Source organism: Acinetobacter sp. AOR18_HL (genome assembly GCF_027855145.1).
GTDB classification, from domain to species: domain Bacteria; phylum Pseudomonadota; class Gammaproteobacteria; order Pseudomonadales; family Moraxellaceae; genus Acinetobacter; species Acinetobacter pittii.
Map to the genome: position 1 here is coordinate 1 of NZ_JAKTIG010000008.1, position 19,371 is coordinate 19,371.

The 19,371-nt window shown below is 36.8% G+C and carries 22 protein-coding genes; 10 read left to right on the forward strand and 12 right to left on the reverse strand.

Annotated features, from left to right (window positions below; genetic code table 11):
- Window positions 1-5: 5 nt before the first annotated feature.
- Window positions 6-1,165, reverse strand: a protein-coding gene (locus MKL51_RS02450) for an IS3 family transposase (RefSeq protein WP_085945698.1) whose coding sequence is annotated in 2 segments (ribosomal slippage) — window positions 6-931 and window positions 931-1,165 — 1,161 coding nt in all. Because the reading frame shifts where the segments join, the coding sequence is not laid out codon by codon here.
- A gap of 135 nt (window positions 1,166-1,300) precedes the next feature.
- Here MKL51_RS02450 and MKL51_RS02455 point away from each other — a divergent pair.
- On the forward strand, window positions 1,301-3,031 hold the full coding sequence (locus tag MKL51_RS02455; protein ID WP_017481412.1) for a hypothetical protein: 1,731 nt from the start codon (window positions 1,301-1,303) through the stop codon (window positions 3,029-3,031).
- 281 nt (window positions 3,032-3,312) lie between these two features.
- On the opposite strand, the gene MKL51_RS02460 is transcribed toward MKL51_RS02455, so the two are convergent.
- Window positions 3,313-3,642, reverse strand: a complete 330-nt coding sequence (locus MKL51_RS02460; RefSeq protein ID WP_017481411.1) for a hypothetical protein — start codon at window positions 3,640-3,642, stop codon at window positions 3,313-3,315.
- Between the two features lie 85 nt (window positions 3,643-3,727).
- Window positions 3,728-4,174 (reverse strand): winged helix-turn-helix transcriptional regulator, encoded by a 447-nt coding sequence (locus tag MKL51_RS02465; RefSeq protein WP_017481410.1) that lies wholly within the window; start codon window positions 4,172-4,174, stop codon window positions 3,728-3,730.
- Window positions 4,175-4,285: 111 nt separating this feature from the next.
- On the opposite strand from MKL51_RS02465, the gene MKL51_RS02470 reads away from it, so the two are divergent.
- Entirely contained in the window at window positions 4,286-5,536 is a 1,251-nt protein-coding gene (locus MKL51_RS02470; RefSeq protein ID WP_107908822.1) for an MFS transporter, read from the forward strand.
- 148 nt (window positions 5,537-5,684) lie between these two features.
- The gene (locus tag MKL51_RS02475; protein WP_014206249.1) at window positions 5,685-6,089 is read left to right on the forward strand and encodes a hypothetical protein; all 405 of its coding nucleotides are present in this window, start codon (window positions 5,685-5,687) and stop codon (window positions 6,087-6,089) included.
- Window positions 6,090-6,175: 86 nt separating this feature from the next.
- On the opposite strand, the gene MKL51_RS02480 is transcribed toward MKL51_RS02475, so the two are convergent.
- The gene (locus tag MKL51_RS02480) at window positions 6,176-7,423 is read right to left on the reverse strand and encodes a mechanosensitive ion channel family protein (RefSeq protein WP_005070199.1); all 1,248 of its coding nucleotides are present in this window, start codon (window positions 7,421-7,423) and stop codon (window positions 6,176-6,178) included.
- Between the two features lie 242 nt (window positions 7,424-7,665).
- Between MKL51_RS02480 and MKL51_RS02485 the strand changes: the two genes are divergently transcribed.
- On the forward strand, window positions 7,666-8,028 hold the full coding sequence (locus MKL51_RS02485; RefSeq protein ID WP_017481406.1) for a DUF3592 domain-containing protein: 363 nt from the start codon (window positions 7,666-7,668) through the stop codon (window positions 8,026-8,028).
- A gap of 4 nt (window positions 8,029-8,032) precedes the next feature.
- On the opposite strand, the gene MKL51_RS02490 is transcribed toward MKL51_RS02485, so the two are convergent.
- Genes MKL51_RS02490 through MKL51_RS02505 form a run of 4 tightly spaced genes read right to left on the reverse strand, consistent with a single transcriptional unit; the run spans window position 8,033 to window position 11,043 of the window.
- Window positions 8,033-8,677 carry a glycosyltransferase gene (locus tag MKL51_RS02490; RefSeq protein ID WP_270904170.1) on the reverse strand — a complete coding sequence of 215 codons (645 nt, stop codon included), beginning with the start codon at window positions 8,675-8,677 and terminating at the stop codon, window positions 8,033-8,035.
- The gene (locus MKL51_RS02495; protein ID WP_017481404.1) at window positions 8,674-9,273 is read right to left on the reverse strand and encodes a class I SAM-dependent methyltransferase; all 600 of its coding nucleotides are present in this window, start codon (window positions 9,271-9,273) and stop codon (window positions 8,674-8,676) included. Before MKL51_RS02495 ends, MKL51_RS02490 begins: the two co-directional genes overlap by 4 nt.
- Window positions 9,248-10,042: a PIG-L deacetylase family protein gene (locus MKL51_RS02500; protein ID WP_017481403.1), complete on the reverse strand. Its 795-nt coding sequence runs from the start codon at window positions 10,040-10,042 to the stop codon at window positions 9,248-9,250. The genes MKL51_RS02495 and MKL51_RS02500 overlap by 26 nt, the downstream gene beginning before the upstream one ends.
- On the reverse strand, window positions 10,030-11,043 hold the full coding sequence (locus MKL51_RS02505) for an acyl-CoA dehydrogenase family protein (protein ID WP_017481402.1): 1,014 nt from the start codon (window positions 11,041-11,043) through the stop codon (window positions 10,030-10,032). Before MKL51_RS02505 ends, MKL51_RS02500 begins: the two co-directional genes overlap by 13 nt.
- Window positions 11,044-11,292: 249 nt before the next feature.
- Between MKL51_RS02505 and MKL51_RS02510 the strand changes: the two genes are divergently transcribed.
- Together MKL51_RS02510 and MKL51_RS02520 are read left to right on the forward strand one after the other, a co-directional pair.
- Window positions 11,293-11,526 carry a DUF2171 domain-containing protein gene (locus MKL51_RS02510; protein ID WP_002113991.1) on the forward strand — a complete coding sequence of 78 codons (234 nt, stop codon included), beginning with the start codon at window positions 11,293-11,295 and terminating at the stop codon, window positions 11,524-11,526.
- Window positions 11,527-11,826: 300 nt separating this feature from the next.
- On the forward strand, window positions 11,827-12,762 hold the full coding sequence (locus MKL51_RS02520) for a metal-dependent hydrolase (RefSeq protein ID WP_017481400.1): 936 nt from the start codon (window positions 11,827-11,829) through the stop codon (window positions 12,760-12,762).
- Window positions 12,763-12,830: 68 nt separating this feature from the next.
- Here the strand turns inward: MKL51_RS02520 and MKL51_RS02525 are convergent, their stop codons facing one another.
- The 3 genes from MKL51_RS02525 to MKL51_RS02535 all read right to left on the reverse strand — a co-directional run bounded on the left by MKL51_RS02525 (window position 12,831) and on the right by MKL51_RS02535 (window position 15,647).
- Window positions 12,831-13,391: a TetR/AcrR family transcriptional regulator gene (locus MKL51_RS02525; RefSeq protein ID WP_017481399.1), complete on the reverse strand. Its 561-nt coding sequence runs from the start codon at window positions 13,389-13,391 to the stop codon at window positions 12,831-12,833.
- 864 nt (window positions 13,392-14,255) lie between these two features.
- Window positions 14,256-14,594: a hypothetical protein gene (locus tag MKL51_RS02530; protein WP_017481398.1), complete on the reverse strand. Its 339-nt coding sequence runs from the start codon at window positions 14,592-14,594 to the stop codon at window positions 14,256-14,258.
- A 285-nt stretch (window positions 14,595-14,879) separates the two neighbouring features.
- The gene (locus MKL51_RS02535) at window positions 14,880-15,647 is read right to left on the reverse strand and encodes a class I SAM-dependent methyltransferase (protein ID WP_017481397.1); all 768 of its coding nucleotides are present in this window, start codon (window positions 15,645-15,647) and stop codon (window positions 14,880-14,882) included.
- Window positions 15,648-15,838: 191 nt separating this feature from the next.
- On the opposite strand from MKL51_RS02535, the gene MKL51_RS02540 reads away from it, so the two are divergent.
- The 3 genes from MKL51_RS02540 (at window position 15,839) to MKL51_RS02550 (ending at window position 17,527) form a co-directional block, all read left to right on the forward strand.
- Complete coding sequence (locus tag MKL51_RS02540; protein ID WP_017481396.1) at window positions 15,839-16,513, forward strand: HAD family hydrolase; 675 nt, start codon at window positions 15,839-15,841, stop codon at window positions 16,511-16,513.
- Between the two features lie 233 nt (window positions 16,514-16,746).
- On the forward strand, window positions 16,747-17,232 hold the full coding sequence (locus MKL51_RS02545; RefSeq protein WP_031944142.1) for an Lrp/AsnC family transcriptional regulator: 486 nt from the start codon (window positions 16,747-16,749) through the stop codon (window positions 17,230-17,232).
- Window positions 17,233-17,410: 178 nt separating this feature from the next.
- On the forward strand, window positions 17,411-17,527 hold the full coding sequence (locus MKL51_RS02550) for a hypothetical protein (protein WP_002117441.1): 117 nt from the start codon (window positions 17,411-17,413) through the stop codon (window positions 17,525-17,527).
- 15 nt (window positions 17,528-17,542) lie between these two features.
- Here MKL51_RS02550 and MKL51_RS02555 read toward each other — a convergent pair whose 3' ends face one another.
- On the reverse strand, window positions 17,543-18,352 hold the full coding sequence (locus MKL51_RS02555) for a pyrroline-5-carboxylate reductase family protein (protein WP_017403101.1): 810 nt from the start codon (window positions 18,350-18,352) through the stop codon (window positions 17,543-17,545).
- Between the two features lie 81 nt (window positions 18,353-18,433).
- On the opposite strand from MKL51_RS02555, the gene MKL51_RS02560 reads away from it, so the two are divergent.
- A partial coding sequence (locus tag MKL51_RS02560; RefSeq protein WP_079396101.1) for an IS30-like element ISAba125 family transposase occupies window positions 18,434-19,371 on the forward strand: 938 nt, incomplete at its 3' end.

The following is a 19,371-nucleotide window of genomic DNA, read 5'->3' on the forward strand; positions in this document are numbered from 1 at the left end:
TGATCCTAGACAGTATCGTGGACAACAAATCCCTCTAAATTCTTAAAATATTTCTTCTCAAAGGCTTCAGGGCTTAACCAGCCATTTGCAGAATGTCTTCTGACCCGATTGTAATAAATCTCAATATAGTCAAACAAGACAGCATTCGCTTCTTTTCGAGTGGCAAACACACTGCCATGGACCACATGACCTTTCAATGTATGAAAGAAGCTTTCAGTCACTGCATTATCCCAACAGTTTCCACGTCTAGACATACTCTGAGTACAATCATTTGTCAGTAACAGCGCTCTAAAATCACGACTACAGTACTGTGAACCTTGGTCCGAATGAACCATAACACCAGTTGGATAACCCTGACGAGCCATTGCATAGTTAAACGTATCACACACCAACTGGCGGTCTATTCGATGGCTGGTTTGCCACCCCACGATACGACGACTAAATAGATCCAGCATCACACATAAATACAGCCAACCTTGCTTGGTACGGATATAGGTAATATCCGTTGTCCAAACCTTGTTAGGCTGAATGACTGTAAATTGACGCTCTAACAGATTGGGTGCTGTAGGCAAACGATGGTTTGAATCAGTCGTATGCTTGTATTTACGCGCAATCCTGCTGCGTAAACCCAGATTTTTCAGCATTCTTCCAACAGTGCGTTCACTCATGCTGTAACCTAAATCATGCATGTCATGTACCAATGAAGGTGCACCCAATCGTGCATGATGCTGCCAATATACGGCTTTTAAATCATTATATTTCTCTACCGTATTGGCCTGACGTTTTCGCCAGGCATAATAGCCTGAAGTGCTGACACCTAGGTATTTACAGGCAGAAGATACCGTGACTTCATTCATATCTAGATCTTGAATTACCGTGTACTTTTCTTGGCATGATCTGTTAGAAAGTACACATGCGCTTTTTTTAAGATGTCATTGGCTTCCTTGAGCTGTTTGACTTCTTTCTCTAATTCCAAGATCCGCTGTTGTTCTGGTGAAAGTTGACGTTTGCTTGAACCCACTGGATTGGTTTCACGAATCCATTTGTCTAAAGTTGAATAACCCACACCTAATTTCTGGGCGATTGCAGCTATAGGCTCGTGTGAGTTTGAAAGTGCATAATCAATTGCTTGCTGTTTAAATTCAGCACTAAAACGTTTGGCCATTTCTTGGATCTCCAAAGTTAACGTTACGTTATCTTTAGAGGGAAGTACTGTCCATTATTTTGGCTAGGATCAGGAATCTAATTATGAGTTACGAAAATTATAGAAGATTGATCAGAAATTTAAGGAGAAAAAAGTATGAGAGAATTCAAATTATCAAAAATTTGGATCCTGTCAGATTTAGAAAAAACAGCCAATGTATTTACATTTGGTCCTCGAATGAACTTGATAACAAGTCAGAAAAATAGTGTTGGTAAATCGAGTTTAGTTAAATCTATTCTGTGGACCTTTGGTTGCGAGCCATATTTTGATAAATTATGGAAAGATCAGGATATTTCTTGTCGAGTAGAATTTACTATAAATAGTGATATATATACTATTTTTCGACATAAAAATGATTATTTAGTCATTAGGGATGAACAATCATTCTTTTTTAATGACTTTAGAAAATATGTAGATTTCTTTTGCAACCTTTTTAATTTTTTTCCAATGCTAGAGAATCGTTCCACAAAGATTCTTGAATTACCTTCTCCCGCTTATTACTTCGTTCCATTTTATATAGATCAAAAAAGAGGTTGGTCAAGTATATTTGGAAGTTTTAAAAATCTAGGTCAATATCAATTCTGGCAGAAACCAATATTAAATTATCATTGTGGCATTACTAATGATGAGATCTCTAAATTAGATTATAAAATTTCAAAAAATAAATTTGAAATAAAAACCCATGAAGAAGAGCGTAAGAAAGTAGAAAATACAATAGAAATTGTATCTGAAATAAATGAAGAAAATAATTTTTTTAATCTTAATAGGGCCCAATTAAATGACAATCTCGACTTAATTGACAATGACTATGAAAGCTTAATTAAAGATCAAAATTTTTCTCTATCTCAGTTAAATATTGAAAAAAATATAATTTTAGATCTTAAAGCACAAAGGAATTATAGTCTTAAACTAGCAAAAGAATTAGAAAATGACTTCTTCTTCGCAACTGAAAATATATCAACTGATTCAGTTGAGTGTCCACTATGTGGAACACATCATAAAAATTCTCTTCTAGAAAAATCTAAACTTGTTAAAGAAAAAGACGATTTATTTCAACTTATTTCACAACTTGATGAAGAAATATATTCGGCAGAAATTCGCTTAAACTTTCATAAAGAAGAATTATTTGTCATTGGAAATGCTCTAGCTTCTTTGCATACAAAGATTTCTTTTGATACAGAAAAATTAATTAACTGTGCAACAACGCAACGTTCTATAAATTTAATTGAGAATAAAGCAAACCAACTTATTGAAAATAAAAATATTATTATCAACAAATTGGAAGATGAAATTACAAAAAACAATGAAGATAAAAAACTTATTAATAATAAATTTACAAAAAATGAGATTTTTTCTGAATTTCGAGAAATATTTACAGAGCTAAATAGTTTCTTAAATACAGACTATTCAACTGATGTAATTTCTAAATCTAATATTCACTCTTACACTCAATTCGATACTAATGGTGGTGCTGCTGATAGTACAAGATCAATTTTTTTATATCATTCAATTTTAATTAAACTTATTGAGGGATTTAGTAAGGAAGTTATTGCACCTTTTATTATTGATACTCCTAACCAGCAGGAGCAGGCCAAAGAAAACTATGAAAAAATTATTTCTACGTTATTTAATAAGTTTTCAGAGAATATACAGATTTTTCTTTGTGCAATGGAAAATACAGCGTTAGATCCATTCAAAGAAAATGCAAATGTTATTACTCTTTCATGTAAGAAGTCTTTACTTCAGAAGGAAAAATACATAGATGTATTAAAATATTTTACTGATTTAAAAAAGGAAATAGACTCAAATACAATTATTACTTTTTAATTCCGCACAAAATACCTACTTTAAGTAGAAATTAAAGCAATTTACAGTTGGCTATTTTTCTACTTAAAGTAGTATTTATCTCTTAGACAATAAAAAAACACCCCGACCTTCAAACTTCTGGGTGCTTTGCATAACAGCAATATAAGTATGAGACAAAATCCTCTTCTTAGTCAAACTACAAGACACCTATACCAAATCAATTTTTAAAGAGAATTGTCCTTTTCACTTATTACTTCTTAAAGCTAGGTAGCATGCAATTTAACTATTTCCCACTAACACCCTCACATACTTTTAGCCAATTCTTTTGCCAAACATTGTTCATGCCACGTGGTTTGAAAATTCTCGACAGCTTTTGATTTGATAAGAGGGTCTTCAAATAGCTTTGAAGAATATGCAGATTTGATAAGTTCTTGATAAAGTTGTTTGGCTTGTTGCTCTTCAAGATGATTGGCGATGTCATGTAACTCTTTAGCGGGCACTTCATGTTGTCTAGCATCCATCACGCCACTCGCTGCTTTTTTCACAGTTTCACAGTAATGAAGTTCCATTGCTTCTGATGCTGCATAACATTGAATTGAAACTGCGCTTATAAAGAGGAATATAAATCTCATAATCTCACCTTAATTTGACGCGCAAGGTTAGCAACTAATCTGCCCAAATTTAAGTTAAAAAAGGTTATTTTTGTTTTCTCTTCTTTTATTTCACCTTTTGCACTTGAGTATTAGAAGCTCTCAGCACTGTTCCATCTGCCGCGACTGGTGCCATAAGTGGAATTTGCTGACCTGTAGTTTTATCAATTAACAGAGAATGGCGCTCTCCACTTTCAAATAGGTTGTGCTCTCCCCATTGTCGTAGAGCCACAATCACTGGGAACAAACTCTCCCCTTTAGCGGTCAATACATATTCTTGATAAGCGGTGCCATCTGAAGCATCTTGTAGTTCAAGAACACCAGCATCGACTAATTTTTTTAGGCGATCAGAAAGAATATTACGTGCCACTCCCAAGCTGCGCTGGAAATCTCCAAAACGGCGCATTCCATCAAAAGCATCACGCACAATAAGCAGTGACCAGCGATCTCCTATGAGATTGACGCAACGTGCAACAGGACAAGGTTCATCTTTTAACAATTTAGAGTTCGTCATCGAGTTTCCTTACCAATCATCAGCAATAAGCCATCTAGTTGCATTTTAAAACTAGCAGGCTTAATATTCAACCAGTTGCATTTTAAAACTAGTTTGAGTGAGTTTAGAGCCATGAAAGCTTCTCTTGCATCTTCAACTTCATCCGCCGAAAGTGATAAACCGCTTCCAAGCATGCCTCGTGGCGTAATTTTGCTGTTTGCTATAGCTAGTGGTGCAAGCGTAGCAAATGTCTATTATGCGCAGCCCTTGCTCGACATTTTGGCGAGTGACTTTAATTTTAGTCATGCCGCCATTGGTGGTGTGGTGACAGCAACTCAAATAGGTTGTGCCCTAGCTTTAATCTTTTTAGTGCCGTTAGGTGATTTGGTAAATCGGCGTCGGTTAATGGCCCTACAGTTAGTTGCCTTAATATCTGCATTGCTCGTGGTTGGCTTTACTCACTCTACGATTATTCTTTTGGTAGGAATGCTCGCCGTGGGTTTACTCGGCACAGCCATGACACAAGGTCTTATTGCCTATGCTGCGAGTGCTGCTCTCCCACATGAGCAAGGCTATGTAGTCGGTACTGCACAAAGTGGTGTATTCATTGGTTTACTGCTTGCCCGTGTATTTTCAGGGGGAATTAGTGATGTGGCGGGTTGGCGCGGTGTGTACTTTTGCGCAGCCATCATCATGCTCATGATTGTATTGCCGCTTTGGAAACGTCTGCCTCATTTAGAAATTCAGCCCGCTACCATGCGTTACTCGCAACTTTTAGCATCGATGTTAAATCTGCTTCGCCAAGAAAAAGTCCTACAAGTGCGCGGTGTGTTAGCTTTACTCATGTTCGCCGCATTTAATATTTTTTGGAGCGCATTGGTACTGCCGTTAAGTGCCCCGCCTTATAGCTTCTCGCATACTGTAATTGGGTCTTTTGGACTCGTTGGAGTGATTGGTGCTTTGGCTGCTGCACGTGCGGGTTACTGGGCCGACCGTGGATATGCTCAGCGCACAAGCTTGGCAGCACTGTTAATATTACTGCTCGCTTGGGGTCCACTTTCACTCATGGCTCACTCGCTCTGGGCACTCGTAATTGGCATCGTATTACTAGACTTAGGCGGGCAAGCTCTACATGTGGCCAACCAGAGTATGATTTTTCACATTCGTCCAGAAGCGCATAGCCGTCTTGTTGGTCTATACATGCTCTTTTATGCGGTAGGTAGCGGATTGGGTGCAATCAGCACAACAGCGACTTATGCTTATGCAGGTTGGCTTGGCGTGTGTGCACACGGTGCAAGTGTTAGCTTTCTGGCATTATTATTTTGGTGGATGACACGTCATATCGTGCCTCAAATCACTCATGAAAAAGATAACAATATATAAATAAATAAAATATAATAACTCAAAGTTTTATAAGCCCATGAATAAGAAAGTTTAGTCTTTAAATCTTAAGTTCGAATGGTAATAGAATGAAATCTTCTTTAACAATCTAAAGATTGATATGCAACTTTAGACAATTACTATCAAATATATGCAAATCCCTATAGGAACAAAATTGGGTATTAATAATAAATTGCTTTACACGGTTGTATTTGCCCTTGTTGCAGGATGCCACCAGCAAGAAGCAAACGACAGTACAAATGCTGTGAAACTCCCAGCCTATCAGTACGATGGTTTCTCTGGTTCAGCACGCTTAAAAGGAAACTTAGAGTTAAAGCAAGGATGTCTTTATGTGAAAGATATACTCATTGTCTTTCCAGAACATAGCGCTCAGTGGGATGCTGAAAAAAGCACTTTAAGTTATAAAGGTCAGCAGATCGGCTTAGGGGGCATATTAGATATTGCTGGAGGGAGTGGTAATTTTGAGCAAGACAATCTACGCATTAAACATTTGAGCCCCATGTGTGATCATCAGAATATTTGGTTTGCAGGATAATCTTTTGTGAAGAGTATGAGTAAAAAAGCCCCCGTCTGGGAGCTTTTTCCAAATAGTTTATGCGCTGTTATTTACAGCTTAAAAACTTAACTTGGGTGAATTTCTGCCGTCAATCTTTGCAAGTCATGACCCGAAGGTGCTTGGTAAACACGTAAACCAAACTCGGGAAGAATTGCAATTAAATGGTCAAAAATATCTGACTGAATTGCTTCATAAGAAACCCACGCAATCGTGTTGGTAAATGCATAAATCTCTAGCGGCAACCCTTGGCTGGTCGGCTGTAATTGACGAACAATAATAGTTTGATTTTGAGCAATACCCTTGTGCTGACGCAAGTAAAATTCTACATAGGCCCTAAATGTACCAATATTGGTTAGACGGCGCTTGTTGTAACGAGATTGATTGCTTAAATGCTTATTGAATTCTTCAATTTCAGAATTCTTTGCATTTAAGTATTGATCTAGCAATAAAAAGTCTTTGAGCTTTTGTTGCTCTTCATCACTCATGAAATGAACGCTACTTTGGTCAATAAAAAGTGAGCGCTTCATTCGACGGCAACCCGAGTTGCTCATACCCCGCCAGTTTTTAAATGTATCGGTCACGAGCTTATTGGTTGGAATGGTAGTATAGGTTTTATCGAAGTTTTGAACAGTCACGGTATGCAGTGAAATATCAATTACATCACCATCTGCATTGAGTGATGGCATTTCAATCCAGTCGCCAATGCGCACCATGTCATAAGAGGCAATTTGTACACTCGCCACCAAAGACAAAATGGTGTTTTGGAAAACCAGCATTAATACCGCTGCCATTGCACCAAAACCAGCGAGTAAAGTGAACACATCCTTTTTAAGGAATGTTCCCAAAATCATAAGGCCACAGACAACAAATAAAATGAGTTTAACCAGTTGTAAGTAACCTTTAATCGGCTTGTTTCTAGATTTTGGATTACGCTGATAAATAAGATTAAAGATATTTAACAGCTCGCTGACCGTAAGCGCGAGTGTAAGAAAAATGAATGCTTGTGCTGCCATCTCTACAAAAGCAATGAACTTTGGAGATAGATGAGGAACCGTTGCAATACCGTTCATAATCACAACAGCAGGAACAATATTTGCAAATTTCTTTATAACGCTATGCTGAGCAAAAATAGACTGATTTGGTGATTTGAGTTTTGTGACTAAATGTCGAACGCCCCGAACAATAATGCGTTTGGCAATAAAATTTGCTATTGCAGCAAATAAAATCAAAATCGTGAGTGAAACCAACATTTCTAGCCAAGGATATTGACTTAACTCACCCCGAATATCACGGAAAAAATTTAAAAAATCCAAACCTATACACCTTTAAAATTTCTTTTGTAGAATTTTAGGGGTTAAGAACGTTTCTCATAAGGTTTGTTTACATATGTAGTCATAAATACAACAACTAAGTTATATACCCTGCCCAAATTTAATTATGATCCGTTAATTTTAAAGCTTCATTTGCTTATGTTTTAGACCAATTATATAAACTAGATCAGACTTATCAGTTCATTTAGAATAAGGCGTTAAACGAATAATTCTGGTTTGAGTGAGTGAAATTTTCTGATTTTTTGACTTTTATTGGAACAGTCTGGTTCAGCTTATTGTTTATCTATATTGCTTGGACATTTTTTCTTAAAAGTCAGGTTCAAAGATTTTTAATTTATAAACGAGGAAAGATTGCTTCTGCCGAGGTCGTATATTTTCAAGACTCATTAGCTAAGGTGCAATATCGCCCTTTATGTTATGTCAAATTGAAGTTTCAAAATGAGCAAGGCCAAGTCATTACTGAAAATCTAAAGGTGCTTATTGCTAAGCAAGATCACTATAAATATAAAGTCGGTAGTATTATTAATATTAAATATGACCCTAAAAACTTAAAGAATATTTCGATATTGGGCGAAGTGATGATTTAGGTCATTAGAGATTATTTAAAAAATACGATAATCCTTGAGGTGCGCGCCCATTTAAACGACTACTTGTGGTTACTCGTACCAGATTACTCCAAGTAATATTGCAACAATGCTTGATCAATTTTTTGATTAAAGACACATCTTCATGACATGAGATAGGCTCAAAGCCACCGACCAAAAGATAGACCTCTGCACTAAAACTTAAATTGGCCCCATGAATATGCGCGTGGTCCATTTCATCTTTATAGTGTGCTAAATATTTTTGCTGTTTCGTTATAGAGAGATGACTAAAATCGTCTAGCGTTACAGTACCGCAAATTGCATCTGTTGGTTGGTGCTGGATTTGATAGCGCAGCCAATCAGGACTCACCACGGTGTCTGCATCGGTACAGGCAATCCAAGTTACACCACACCCGATTAAATGACGGATTCCCAAATCCCTCGCCTTGCCGACACATGCATAGTTGCATTCAATCCAGTTGATTTGATGGCTTTGTACAATCAACCGCGACTGGTCTGTACAGCTATCGAGTACAACAAGCACTTCTACCTCATAACCGCGAATATTATCTATGGCGACCTGAATAGCTTGCAAACAGGACGATAGATAATACTCTTCGTTATGCGCTGGAATGACGATACCTATTTTCATCTTAGTTTTTCCTGCTGTGCTAAAGAGGAAGTGTTCGCCGTCCACAGATCAATCATAAAATCTGGATCGTTTAAACTGAGGTAGTGATGAAATGGAAAATGTTGCTGAAAAGCTTGATGGACTTGCTCTGCATTTAATTCAAAATCTTGAATTTCATGGCGCCAGTGACAACACAGAATCTCGCCATCATCATTTAAACTATGCTTTAACTTTTCAATAAACTGATGCAATTCATCTGCCGATAAGTAATAGGCCATCTCACTAATTAAAATCAGGTCAAATTTTTGAATTGAGTAGTCTTCGGGTATTTTCCTGTTCTCAACCACAACATGCTCAAACTCTTGTAGCCGTGCGGACGCCAATTGAACAGCACGCTCAGAGACATCTATACACACCAACTCCTCAGCTCTTTGCGCCAAATGAAAACTTAAATGTCCATTTGAACAGCCGACTTCTAGCACCTTTGGGTAGCGGGGTTTTGTCAGCAGCGAGAGACAAATTTGTCTTTTACGAGCTTCATACCAATGAAAGTCGTAGCCCCATGGATCACTGTTATGACGATATAAATCTTCAAAGTACACGCGAGAATGAATCACTCAAATAAACCTCATAAGGCATTAAAAGACGATTAATCGCACTTGGAGATAGCACTGCGGCATTCCCCGTGCTTTCATCTGCTTCTAGTTGGGTTTTAAACTGCAAAATTGCTTGATGTTTTTTAGTTAGCTGTTCTTGTGTTAAGGAAAATGCTTTTGCTTGATGCCAATCAATGCGTGGGTCTAAAGGCTCTGCCCAATGCCAAGCCCAGATTAATACGTGTAAACATAGTAGTTGCTTAGCAGTTGCATACGCTTGTACGGTTTTACCCACTGCTTCATGATCTGGGTGACCATCAAATTCATAGCTACAAATCAGAATATCGTCGGCTTGAATTAACTTGTCTAAACTCTGCCGCAGTTGATCGGTTTGCAAATGGATCTGGCCATCTAACAAATTAAGCTCTATATGCTCGGTTGACTCTGCTACACCTAGACAATTTAAGGCTGCCAAGCTTTCTTGCGGACGAAGAATATTGAGCTGATCTGGAGGATATTTTGTAGAGTTAGGATGACTTTGGGTGCCGTTACTTACCGCTAACACCAAAATCTTGCAGTTCAGTGCAATGAGCTGCTGCATTAATCCGCCACAGCCAAGTACTTCATCATCAGGATGTGGAGCGACAATCACCACTCTTTTTGAGCGAAATAGCTCAAGATCTAAAGCTGCTAACGGTTGTTCTATAAATGCCTTTAACCATTGCTCTTTAGTCGTACCCTCACCAAAAATAACGCGGTCTTCAACCAAAGGATGTTTTAAAGTTCCCATAGGCTTTGCTCCGACACACAGAGTTCCGCAATTTGTTCATAGTCAAACGCGGCATGACTTTGCCTTATAAACACAGGCAGATCAGCCATGAGCTGAGCAAATGTCGCATCTTCACAAAAAGGACGTGCACCCAAAGCTTTCCCTACTCGCTCAATAACGCTCAGGCAGCATTGTTCTGCTTGAGCACGTAATATGCGTATTTCGCGCTCATGACTTAGCGTTGGTTTATGGTCTATGAGCTGGGCCACATATTGAAAATACTGCTTAGTGATTTCTAGCTGCTGAGCGACCTCGCCTAAATACAATTTTTTATAAGGATTCGGATTTGCCTGACAGCTTTCTTGCAAAAAGTTAGCTAGACGCACGGCGGCACCATACCAACAGGCCGCAACACCTGCTGCGCCATGCCAAAAACCTGGGCGTTTTAAATAACTATTTGGCTGACCAATCAATTTAACAGGTGTATTTTTAAAAGTTACTTGCGCAGTCTGTGTCGCATGCATGCCTACAGCGTGCCAGTGGCTTAGATCGGTTGTAATGGATGAATGACTTAAGTCGACAATACAAAGCTGCGCCTGCCCTTGTTGGTCTTTATAACTTATTAAAGCTTTTTGAATAAATTCCGCGCCAGAGCACCAAGGTTTTATGCCATTACAAAGATTGTCTTTTATTTGCAATGGTGCTGGTCCACCGTCTGCTGCCCAAACGGCCCAAGTCTGGTCATCTATTTCTTGCTGATAACCCAATTCATTTAAAATGCTTAAAGCATCACAATGAGATTCAAATAGCTTAGCTAGACTTAAGTCGACTCCAGCAATCTGCGCAAAAAGTTGCCAACGTTGATAGGTTTGACCCGAAGCTGGATGAGGCAAATTTTGAGTTAAATTTACAAGCTGAAAAAGTAAATTTATACGAAGCTTACTTTTATCTTCAGCTAGGGCAGCTTCAAATTCACTCAAACTGCTCAGTATCGTCATGTTTATAGGTATTTTAATATTCATTGCAAATAATTATTTATAAGACTTAACCCAACCATAACTAAAGATTTCTGTTTAGATAAACATATAAATTGTAATAAAAAGAAAAATATTATTAGTTTTATATCTAATTATTTCATTGTTACTCAAATATCACGATTAAGTGAACTTATAATCCGATCATGTAAGGTTTATTAAAAACTCAACATTTAATCGATTATTTAAAGTAGTTTAGTTCTTACCGTTTTTCTATTTCCAAAGAAGAGGTCTAAAATGAACACTTTAAATATTAATGATATTAAAAAACATGCAGATGTTATTGCTTCTTGTGGTACTAAAGTAGGTACTGTCGATCATCTCGATGGTGAAAACCAGTTAAAACTCACCCGAGACGAAAGTGGTCAACATCACCTCATTCCTACTGGATGGATTGGGGAGGTAAAAGAAGACCAAGTTATTTTGAATAAAAATTCAGAGGAAGTTAAAGATCAGTGGCAAGCGATCTAAACTTCTAAGCTAGCTAGTTTTAGCTAGATTAAAATAAAATAAATTTATAATTAAAAATTTAAATTATTAAAACCAAAGCTCCTTTTTATTAAGGAGCTTTTTTTATTCTTCTCATATTTAAAATAAAAAAGCTTACCCTCGTGTTGTGTTAAATATACCCAATCTTTAACAGAGCTGCTTTTATCTCTATAAACCTTTTTGAGGCTCATTTTGTCCCTTAAGCACATGGTGATCAATTTTACTTAATGCTAAAAATTGTCCATTCGCATTAAATGAACAATTATGAATAGGGTGACGTATATGATCACAGGGAATCATCAGCTTAAAGCAAGAAAGGTCCATTTCGATTTTACCGAATCATCGGTCTGTTGGATGCCGAATGATCCTCTATGCTCGCATGTCGCCAATGGCATCAACATGCTCTTGCCCGCTGGTGAATTTTGGTTTTGCCGTGTGTTTAATAAAACCCTTCCCTTGATTACCGATGAAACATTAAAACAAGAAGTGATTGGATTTGTCCGTCAAGAAGCTGCTCATGCACGTGCCCATGAAAAAGCACAGGACTTCTTACGTGAAAATGGTTACGACATTCAAGAAACACTCAACCGTGCCCATTTTGTTTTTAATATTTTGTTGGGTGACAAACCTCTAGGCATACCTTTTTTAAAAGGCGAAAAGCTTGATGAATATTGGTTACTTTTCCGAGTAGGCGTGATTGCTGCAATCGAGCACTTTACGGGAACCATTGGTCAATGGACGCTGGACAGTAAGACTTGGGACCAAGCTGACCCTGCTATGGCAGATTTGTTCCGTTGGCATTTGGCTGAAGAAGTGGAACATCGATGTGTTGCTTACGATTTATTTGAGCATCTCTTAACAAACAAATTTGGTTTTTATGTGTCGCGCCAAGTGATTATGGCGGCGGTTTTCCCACTGTTTATTTACTTCCTTGCTGACTTTGCCCGTAGTCTAGGTAAGCAAGATTTAGAGCATGAAGATATTCAAAAATTGATGCGCCGTGGCTACTTCAAAATTATTCGTGAATTTGAAAAAACCGCAACTCGCTCAGACAACTTACCGACCATTAAATATTTGTGGAAAGCGACGTTAAGATGGGTTTCACCAAAATTTAACCCAATTCACGAGGGAGACACCGAGCAAGCTTTAGCTTATATGGCTCGTTCGCCTGCGGTTCAATATTTTGAAGGAATGGCGCAGGCCGCAAAACCTGTGTAATTGAGCTAAGCACTTAATTAAATGCTAAGAAAAGCCTCTTTTCTGGGAGGCTTTCTTTCGTTTAAGAGTTATCTAGAACGACACAGATTAAAAAGAAACAATCGAACTAGCACGCTTTCATCAATGCTGTTTTTTTCAAAAAGTCGGAACATCGCCCCGTCAATCATACATAAAAACATGTAAGCATCTTCAATCGAAGCCGTAGTTTTGACAGTTAAAAGCAGTTTATAAATTTCATTGATGAGCCAAGTTCGGTACTCAATCGTAACGCCATAGGCCTTGGGATAGACTCTTTTAATTTCAAACAATGCCTTAAAGGGTAAATGATATGGCCCTTCTAAACTCGCATGTAAAAAGTAAATTTGCTTAAGTTTATCCAGCACCATGAGTTCATTGTAAGAATAGAGAATGGAAAACACTTTGTCTTTTAGCGTGTCTTTTTGGAAAGTTATACACCTCTCGATTAGCCGTTCTTTTGAGTGAAAGGCATTATAAAAAGTGGCTTTGGAAACCTTGGCTTCACTAATAATTCGGTCGATACCAACTTTATGAAACCCATATTGATTAAATAAGTCTTTTGCTACATGAAGCACTTTTAATGCTTTAAAGGAAGATTGTAAATTTGGCATAAATATACCGCTTAAAATAATTTTTTGTTGTATGTAAATGAGATAGAAATGCCGTCACTCTTAAAATGAGTGTTAAAAACAAGCATGCAAAAGCCGCACAAAATGGCGTGCTGACCTATCTCAAGTTTTATAGTTACTGTGTTTTAGATTCTTAAGGCGTAGAAACCTAGAGTCGATTGAACCGTTTTATAGATTGCTCGAGTGGTATGAATAGAGAGACTTTGGCAAAAGCCAATAAAGAAGAAATAGTACGCATAGCGGACTCCTAGATAAAATAGAAGTTCTACCGAATTACTGTCAAATAATTATGGTGGCAGAACGAAGATGGGTTGACAGACCAGTCATCTAGGAACCGGCACGCACAAGGCGTCCCACCTCCGTCCTACCGCTACGAAGGGGGGACGAACGAGTTCGCCACCAAAAAATTACTTTCTTGGTGCCCTAGATGAAAAACAGCCTGTCAAAGCCGGCTGGCAATGTAGGCCAGCAGGCAAAGGATAATCGGAGGGGTTTTAGGTGTCAATGTGATATTGGCTAGAAAATAATTAAATAAATATTGTTTTTTATTGGATTAAAATATTTAACTAATTTATTAAAACTCATTATTTAGTAAAAATAATAATAGAACAAAAGAGGGTTAGCAGACTGATTTACCCAAAAATCAGCACATCCGAAGATGTCCCGCCTCCGTTCCGCCGCAGAGAATAATAAGAGAGATTTCAAGTGTCAATCGGATATTGGGTGGATTTTTTGAAACTTATTTTCTATTTTAATTGGCAGATTATATTTGTTGATACACCGATAAAATGGATAATTAAATCCATCTTATCGGCTTGCTAGAATCGGTTTTTAAAACCTTATTTTTTATTGTTTAATATATTTTGGGAACTCTTTTAAAACCTTATGGCAAAAGTGACCCTGTGTATCCTCTTTCTTACGTTCTTCAAATTCCTTCATACCAAATTTCATAACCTCTCTACCGTATTTTTCACCAAGGTCATGTTTAGTACATTTTGCGGCAGCATCCTTTAACTCTTCTGAATAATAGTGATAATTACAATCAAGCTGAGCACGGCTTAAAAAACCATGCAGTTCCACTGCTTTCTCACACTGAGTTTGCTCTAGAAGATTTCTAGACTCTTGAGCAGCATAAATTGATGTTGCTAAGAATAAAGTGAAAATCGTTACTAAAATATTACGCATTATTTCCCCGACAAAGTTATTAAAAGTATTAGTGATAATATTGCGGGCGTATTAAATAATAATTATTTATAAGTGTCTATTAATAATAAAGAAAATGGGATAAAACCCCTTCTCTTTTGAATACTTAATCACCTTAATAAAATTGGGTGATTAATTTTTATCAAGTGAATAATATTAAATTTGTTTTATAACCATCTTTAATATTATTCGAGTTATTCGAAAAAAGAGTTTTAGTGATATTTAATCCATTTCTAATCTACTAAAACCCTTATTCATAACACTACGTTAAAACCCTAATTTCTTAAAGACAAAATAACCCACATGGCTTTCAAAGCTACCGTCATTTTGAATTTTGAAATATTTCTTCACAAGGTCAGATGAAACTTCCTGCAAATAACGTAAAGTTTTGATTTGATCTTCAGGCGTTTTCATTCGCTTTACCCAACTATCAAAGTCTAACGCAAGCGTTTGTTTATCTAAACCCACCAAATCAAAGCCTGCATCTTCAATAAAATAGACCCACTCTTTCACACTATAGTTTCGTACATGGCTTGGGTCTCGAATAGTTTCGATGGTCTGTAAAAAAGTATCTAATATGGGCGAGCTAGAACTAATAATGTCTACAAAAATAACAATACCATCTGGCTTAAGCACACGGTTTACTTCTTTCATGGCAGTCGGAACATGTTGCCAGTGATGCGCAGAATATCGGCTAATGACCACATCAAATTGCTGATCACTAAAAGGCATGTCCTCAGCAATGCCTTGCTGCACAAAAATGTTTTTTAATTTGCGTTGGCTAGCCGTCTTAGACACGGTGTCTAACATTTCATGAGATAAATCGTAAGCAAAAACAAGGTCGGCATGCGGAGCAACATTGTAGGAAACATGCCCACCACCACAGCCTAAATCAAGGACTACAGCTTTTTCAATTTTCTGAATCTCATTAATAAATTTATTAAATTCAATACCTTCAGAATGAGCTTGGCTATTTAAATAGTCGAGAGATTTATTTTGATATTGTTTTTGATTTATATCATGCTGGGTGATCATAACCTTGCTCCTCCTTTGTAATGGAATTACATTAAAGGAAAAGTTAGATAAAAAATAATGATTAGTTTTTCTTCAATTCATAAATAAAAGTTATTATTTAATTGAATACAGAGTAAGCACAAAAATTGAAAATTCTTAAATCCAATAGACAGCTATACTGTGTTTATCTAAAAATTTTATAACACTCCAAAATGCCAAATATTATTTTATTTGATTTAGATCAAACTCTACTTGACCGAAATACATCACTTATAAAATTTGTTGAGTGGCAAGTAAACTTTTTTCAATTGGTATCACAAGAAAATAAACAAGCTTTTATAACTAGATTTATCGAATTAGATAACAATGGAAGTGTGTGGAAAGATTTAGTTTATTCTCAATTATTAGAAGATTTTAATATAAAAAACTTTAGTGTTGAGAGCCTACTTGAATCGTACATTAACGACTTTAATAAGTTTTGCCGCCCTTTTGAGAAAGTTCCAGAAACAATTCAAACTCTTTATAACAAAGGATATAAATTAGGCTTAGTTTCTAATGGTAAATCCCCTTTCCAAGAAAATAATTTTTATGCACTCGGTCTCAAAGAGTTTTTTTCTACAATTATCGTTTCAGAAGCCGTAGGTATGCGAAAACCAGATAGACAGATATTTGAGTATGCATGTAAAGAACTTGGCTGTACTCCTAATGAATGTATTTTTGTAGGAGATAATCATAAAGCCGATATTGAGGGTGCTAATAACGCAGGAATGAAAACTATCTTTTTTCACCCAGATCCTTCTATCTGCTCGACTGTAGCGGATAAAAGAATTCACCATTACGACCAACTAGAAACAGCAATTAATACATTAGAAAATTTCATTCTTTAGAAAAGGATATTTGTTCTTTTATTAAATCCGCAAAGAGCACTGTTTAGTCACCCTTACTGAAACAGTGCTCTTTGCTCCATCCCAACCTCTATCCAGAAAGGTTCGATGCATAGAAATAGTGTATGTACCTTTGACTCAAAATGTTTCCTGTATTTTTTAAAATTTTTAAACATTCACAGCATAAAAATGAAGTATATTAATTTTTATCAGAAGATTCTTCTTTGGTTTATATTTTGAACAGAACAGAATACACACTAGATCGTATAGATCGGAAAATTTTATCTGCATTACGTGGAAATGGCCGTTTAACTGTAGCTCAACTGGCCGAAGAAGTAGGGCTTTCATCTTCTCCATGCTGGACTCGACTGAAACGTCTGGAAACTTTAAAAATTATTGAAGGATATACGGTAAACGTAAACCAAAAAGCGATTGGCATTCATGAAGTCTTTTTTATTGAAATTACTTTAGAGCGCCACGATGACGAAATGCTAGAAAATTTCAGTGAAGCATTAGCAGATATACCTGAAGTAGTGGAAGCTCATCTCGTCACAGGTGACTATGATTATCTGGTTAAAGTAGCAGTCAAAGATGCTGACCATTACGAACGATTTTTAAGAAAAAAACTTTATTCAATTAAAGGAATACGCCACACCCGTTCGACCTTTGCCCTACGCCCTCTCAAATCTGCTAATACAGCCGATTTAATGCTAATTGAATAAAAAGGTTAAACGCTGACAGTTAAATCTTTAATTTATTGATTTTAAAATCTTTATTAAGGAAAAGCCTAGAAAATATAACAGATGATAGCTCTGTTATATTTTTTTTAAAAAATTCTGTATCTATGATTACAGCCTTCACTTCTTCAAAATGTAATTAATCTGAATTGGAGGCATCGCCATGAACATTTTGAAGAAAAAAAATAAGGCCAGTTTTGTATTCTTTATTATTACTCTCTACTCGTTTATTGGGTTTGGCTTAGGCTTCGTTATTTGGGAATACTTTTTAAAGGCCTAGTTTGCTAAAGAATACTTAACTCACCTCAGTAATAATTTCTGAAGTGATTTCTTTACTACGATGATATGCGGCCTTCATAGCTAAACGTATATCATCAGATACATTTCCTAGCTCAAACATTCTGAGTGCTGATTCGGTAATCCCGTTAGCCAACGTCACCTTGCCACACAGATCCGCTGGCGGGACATTACTTTTACGGACCATTTCAACTGCGCCACTAGCCGCTTGGAGTGCTAAATCTAGAGCAAATTGTTTATCAAGTCCTAAAGAAACCCCTGTCTTTATCATGCTGTCTAAAATATAGAAAAAGTAAGCCGGCCCAGAACCAGACAAAGCAATAATTGCGTCTGACTGCGTTTCAGACGGCGCCCAAAAAGTCTGACCCGTTGCAGAGTACAGCATTTCGATTAGGTCTTTATCAAGCTGGTCCATTTGCTCTGAAGCAATAAGCACATGTGTCCCCGTATGCGTCAGCACAGGCGGATTTGAAATTACACGAACAATTTTTTTCGAACCCGTAAAACGAGTCAAGTTTGCAATATCTACTCCCGCCATCATAGAAACTATAATTTTACTAGCTAACCATTTTTTTAGCGGTATAAGTGTCTCTTTTAACTGTTTAGGCTCTAGTAGCAAAACAACAATTTCAGCTTTTTTTAGTCCATTTTCTTTTTGCTTTAAAGCATTTGTATCATTAATCTTTTTCTCTTCAATGAGGTGTATTTTTTCTTTTTTAAATCCTTTTAAAACCAACCCTCCTATTAACGCTAAAGCTAGATTACTACTGCCAATAAAACAAATATTAGGTTGTACTGCACTTAACATTTAAAATGTTTTCCTTTCTTAAGAGAGGGCAGAGTAAAACTTGAAGTGCGACATAAACCACCTAATTAATTTAAAGGGTTTATGGAGTATATAAAATTGTCATACCATCATCTTAACTTTGAAGATCGTACTGCATTAATGCTTGAGTCAAGAAAAGAAGGCTTTTCAGCCAGAAAATTTGCTGAACTCATTAAAAGACATCCTAGTACGATCTATCGTGAGCTTAAAAGAAATAGCATCAATGACGTTTATCAAGCTCGATATGCTTCTGATAACACCTTCGCTAGACGTAGACGTGGTCACAGAAAACTCAAAATCGATTCAATCCTCTGGAAATTTATTGTTGAAGCGATCCGTTGTTTATGGTCTCCTCAGCAAATAGCAAAGCGTTTAAAGACATTTCCTGATTTGGATCAAACAATGAATGTAAGCCATACAACGATTTATTCAACGATACGAGCATTACCCAAGGGTGAGTTGAAAAAAGACTTATTATCCTGTCTGCGTCATGAAAATAAAAAGCGAAAAGCTAACGGTGAACCTAAAAAAGATTCTATATTACAGGATATTAAAACTATTCATGAGCGCCCAGCCGAAGTTCAAGAAAGAAAAATACCGGGTCATTGGGAAGCTGATTTAATTAAAGGTAAAGACAATAAAAGTTCGATAGCAACACTTATTGAACGAAATACACGGCTCTGTATCTTGGCAACATTACCTGATGCAAAGGCAGAATCAGTGCGCAAGGCTTTAACTGAAGCTCTGAAATATTTACCTGCAGAACTGCGTAAAACGTTGACCTATGACCGTGGACGCGAGATGTCAGAACATAAAATACTCGAAGAAGATTTAGGCATAGATGTATATTTCTGTGACCCACATTCACCTTGGCAAAAAGGCACATGCGAAAATATGAATGGTTTAATTAGGCAATATTTACCTAAAGGGATTGATTTAAATCAGGCAGATCAGCATTATTTAAATCAAGTTGCCATGTCACTGAATACTCGTCCTAGAAA

Bases quoted from the DNA above. Each gene is read 5' to 3' on its own strand.
- MKL51_RS02455 (WP_017481412.1), top strand. From the start codon at position 1,301: ATGAGAGAATTCAAATTATCAAAAATTTGGATCCTGTCAGATTTAGAA.
- MKL51_RS02460 (WP_017481411.1), bottom strand. From the start codon at position 3,642: ATGAGATTTATATTCCTCTTTATAAGCGCAGTTTCAATTCAATGTTAT.
- MKL51_RS02465 (WP_017481410.1), bottom strand. From the start codon at position 4,174: ATGACGAACTCTAAATTGTTAAAAGATGAACCTTGTCCTGTTGCACGT.
- MKL51_RS02470 (WP_107908822.1), top strand. From the start codon at position 4,286: ATGAAAGCTTCTCTTGCATCTTCAACTTCATCCGCCGAAAGTGATAAA.
- MKL51_RS02475 (WP_014206249.1), top strand. From the start codon at position 5,685: ATGCAAATCCCTATAGGAACAAAATTGGGTATTAATAATAAATTGCTT.
- MKL51_RS02490 (WP_270904170.1), bottom strand. From the start codon at position 8,677: ATGAAAATAGGTATCGTCATTCCAGCGCATAACGAAGAGTATTATCTA.
- MKL51_RS02500 (WP_017481403.1), bottom strand. From the start codon at position 10,042: ATGGGAACTTTAAAACATCCTTTGGTTGAAGACCGCGTTATTTTTGGT.
- MKL51_RS02505 (WP_017481402.1), bottom strand. From the start codon at position 11,043: ATGAATATTAAAATACCTATAAACATGACGATACTGAGCAGTTTGAGT.
- MKL51_RS02510 (WP_002113991.1), top strand. From the start codon at position 11,293: ATGAACACTTTAAATATTAATGATATTAAAAAACATGCAGATGTTATT.
- MKL51_RS02520 (WP_017481400.1), top strand. From the start codon at position 11,827: ATGATCACAGGGAATCATCAGCTTAAAGCAAGAAAGGTCCATTTCGAT.
- MKL51_RS02525 (WP_017481399.1), bottom strand. From the start codon at position 13,391: ATGCCAAATTTACAATCTTCCTTTAAAGCATTAAAAGTGCTTCATGTA.
- MKL51_RS02530 (WP_017481398.1), bottom strand. From the start codon at position 14,594: ATGCGTAATATTTTAGTAACGATTTTCACTTTATTCTTAGCAACATCA.
- MKL51_RS02535 (WP_017481397.1), bottom strand. From the start codon at position 15,647: ATGATCACCCAGCATGATATAAATCAAAAACAATATCAAAATAAATCT.
- MKL51_RS02540 (WP_017481396.1), top strand. From the start codon at position 15,839: ATGCCAAATATTATTTTATTTGATTTAGATCAAACTCTACTTGACCGA.
- MKL51_RS02550 (WP_002117441.1), top strand. From the start codon at position 17,411: ATGAACATTTTGAAGAAAAAAAATAAGGCCAGTTTTGTATTCTTTATT.
- MKL51_RS02555 (WP_017403101.1), bottom strand. From the start codon at position 18,352: ATGTTAAGTGCAGTACAACCTAATATTTGTTTTATTGGCAGTAGTAAT.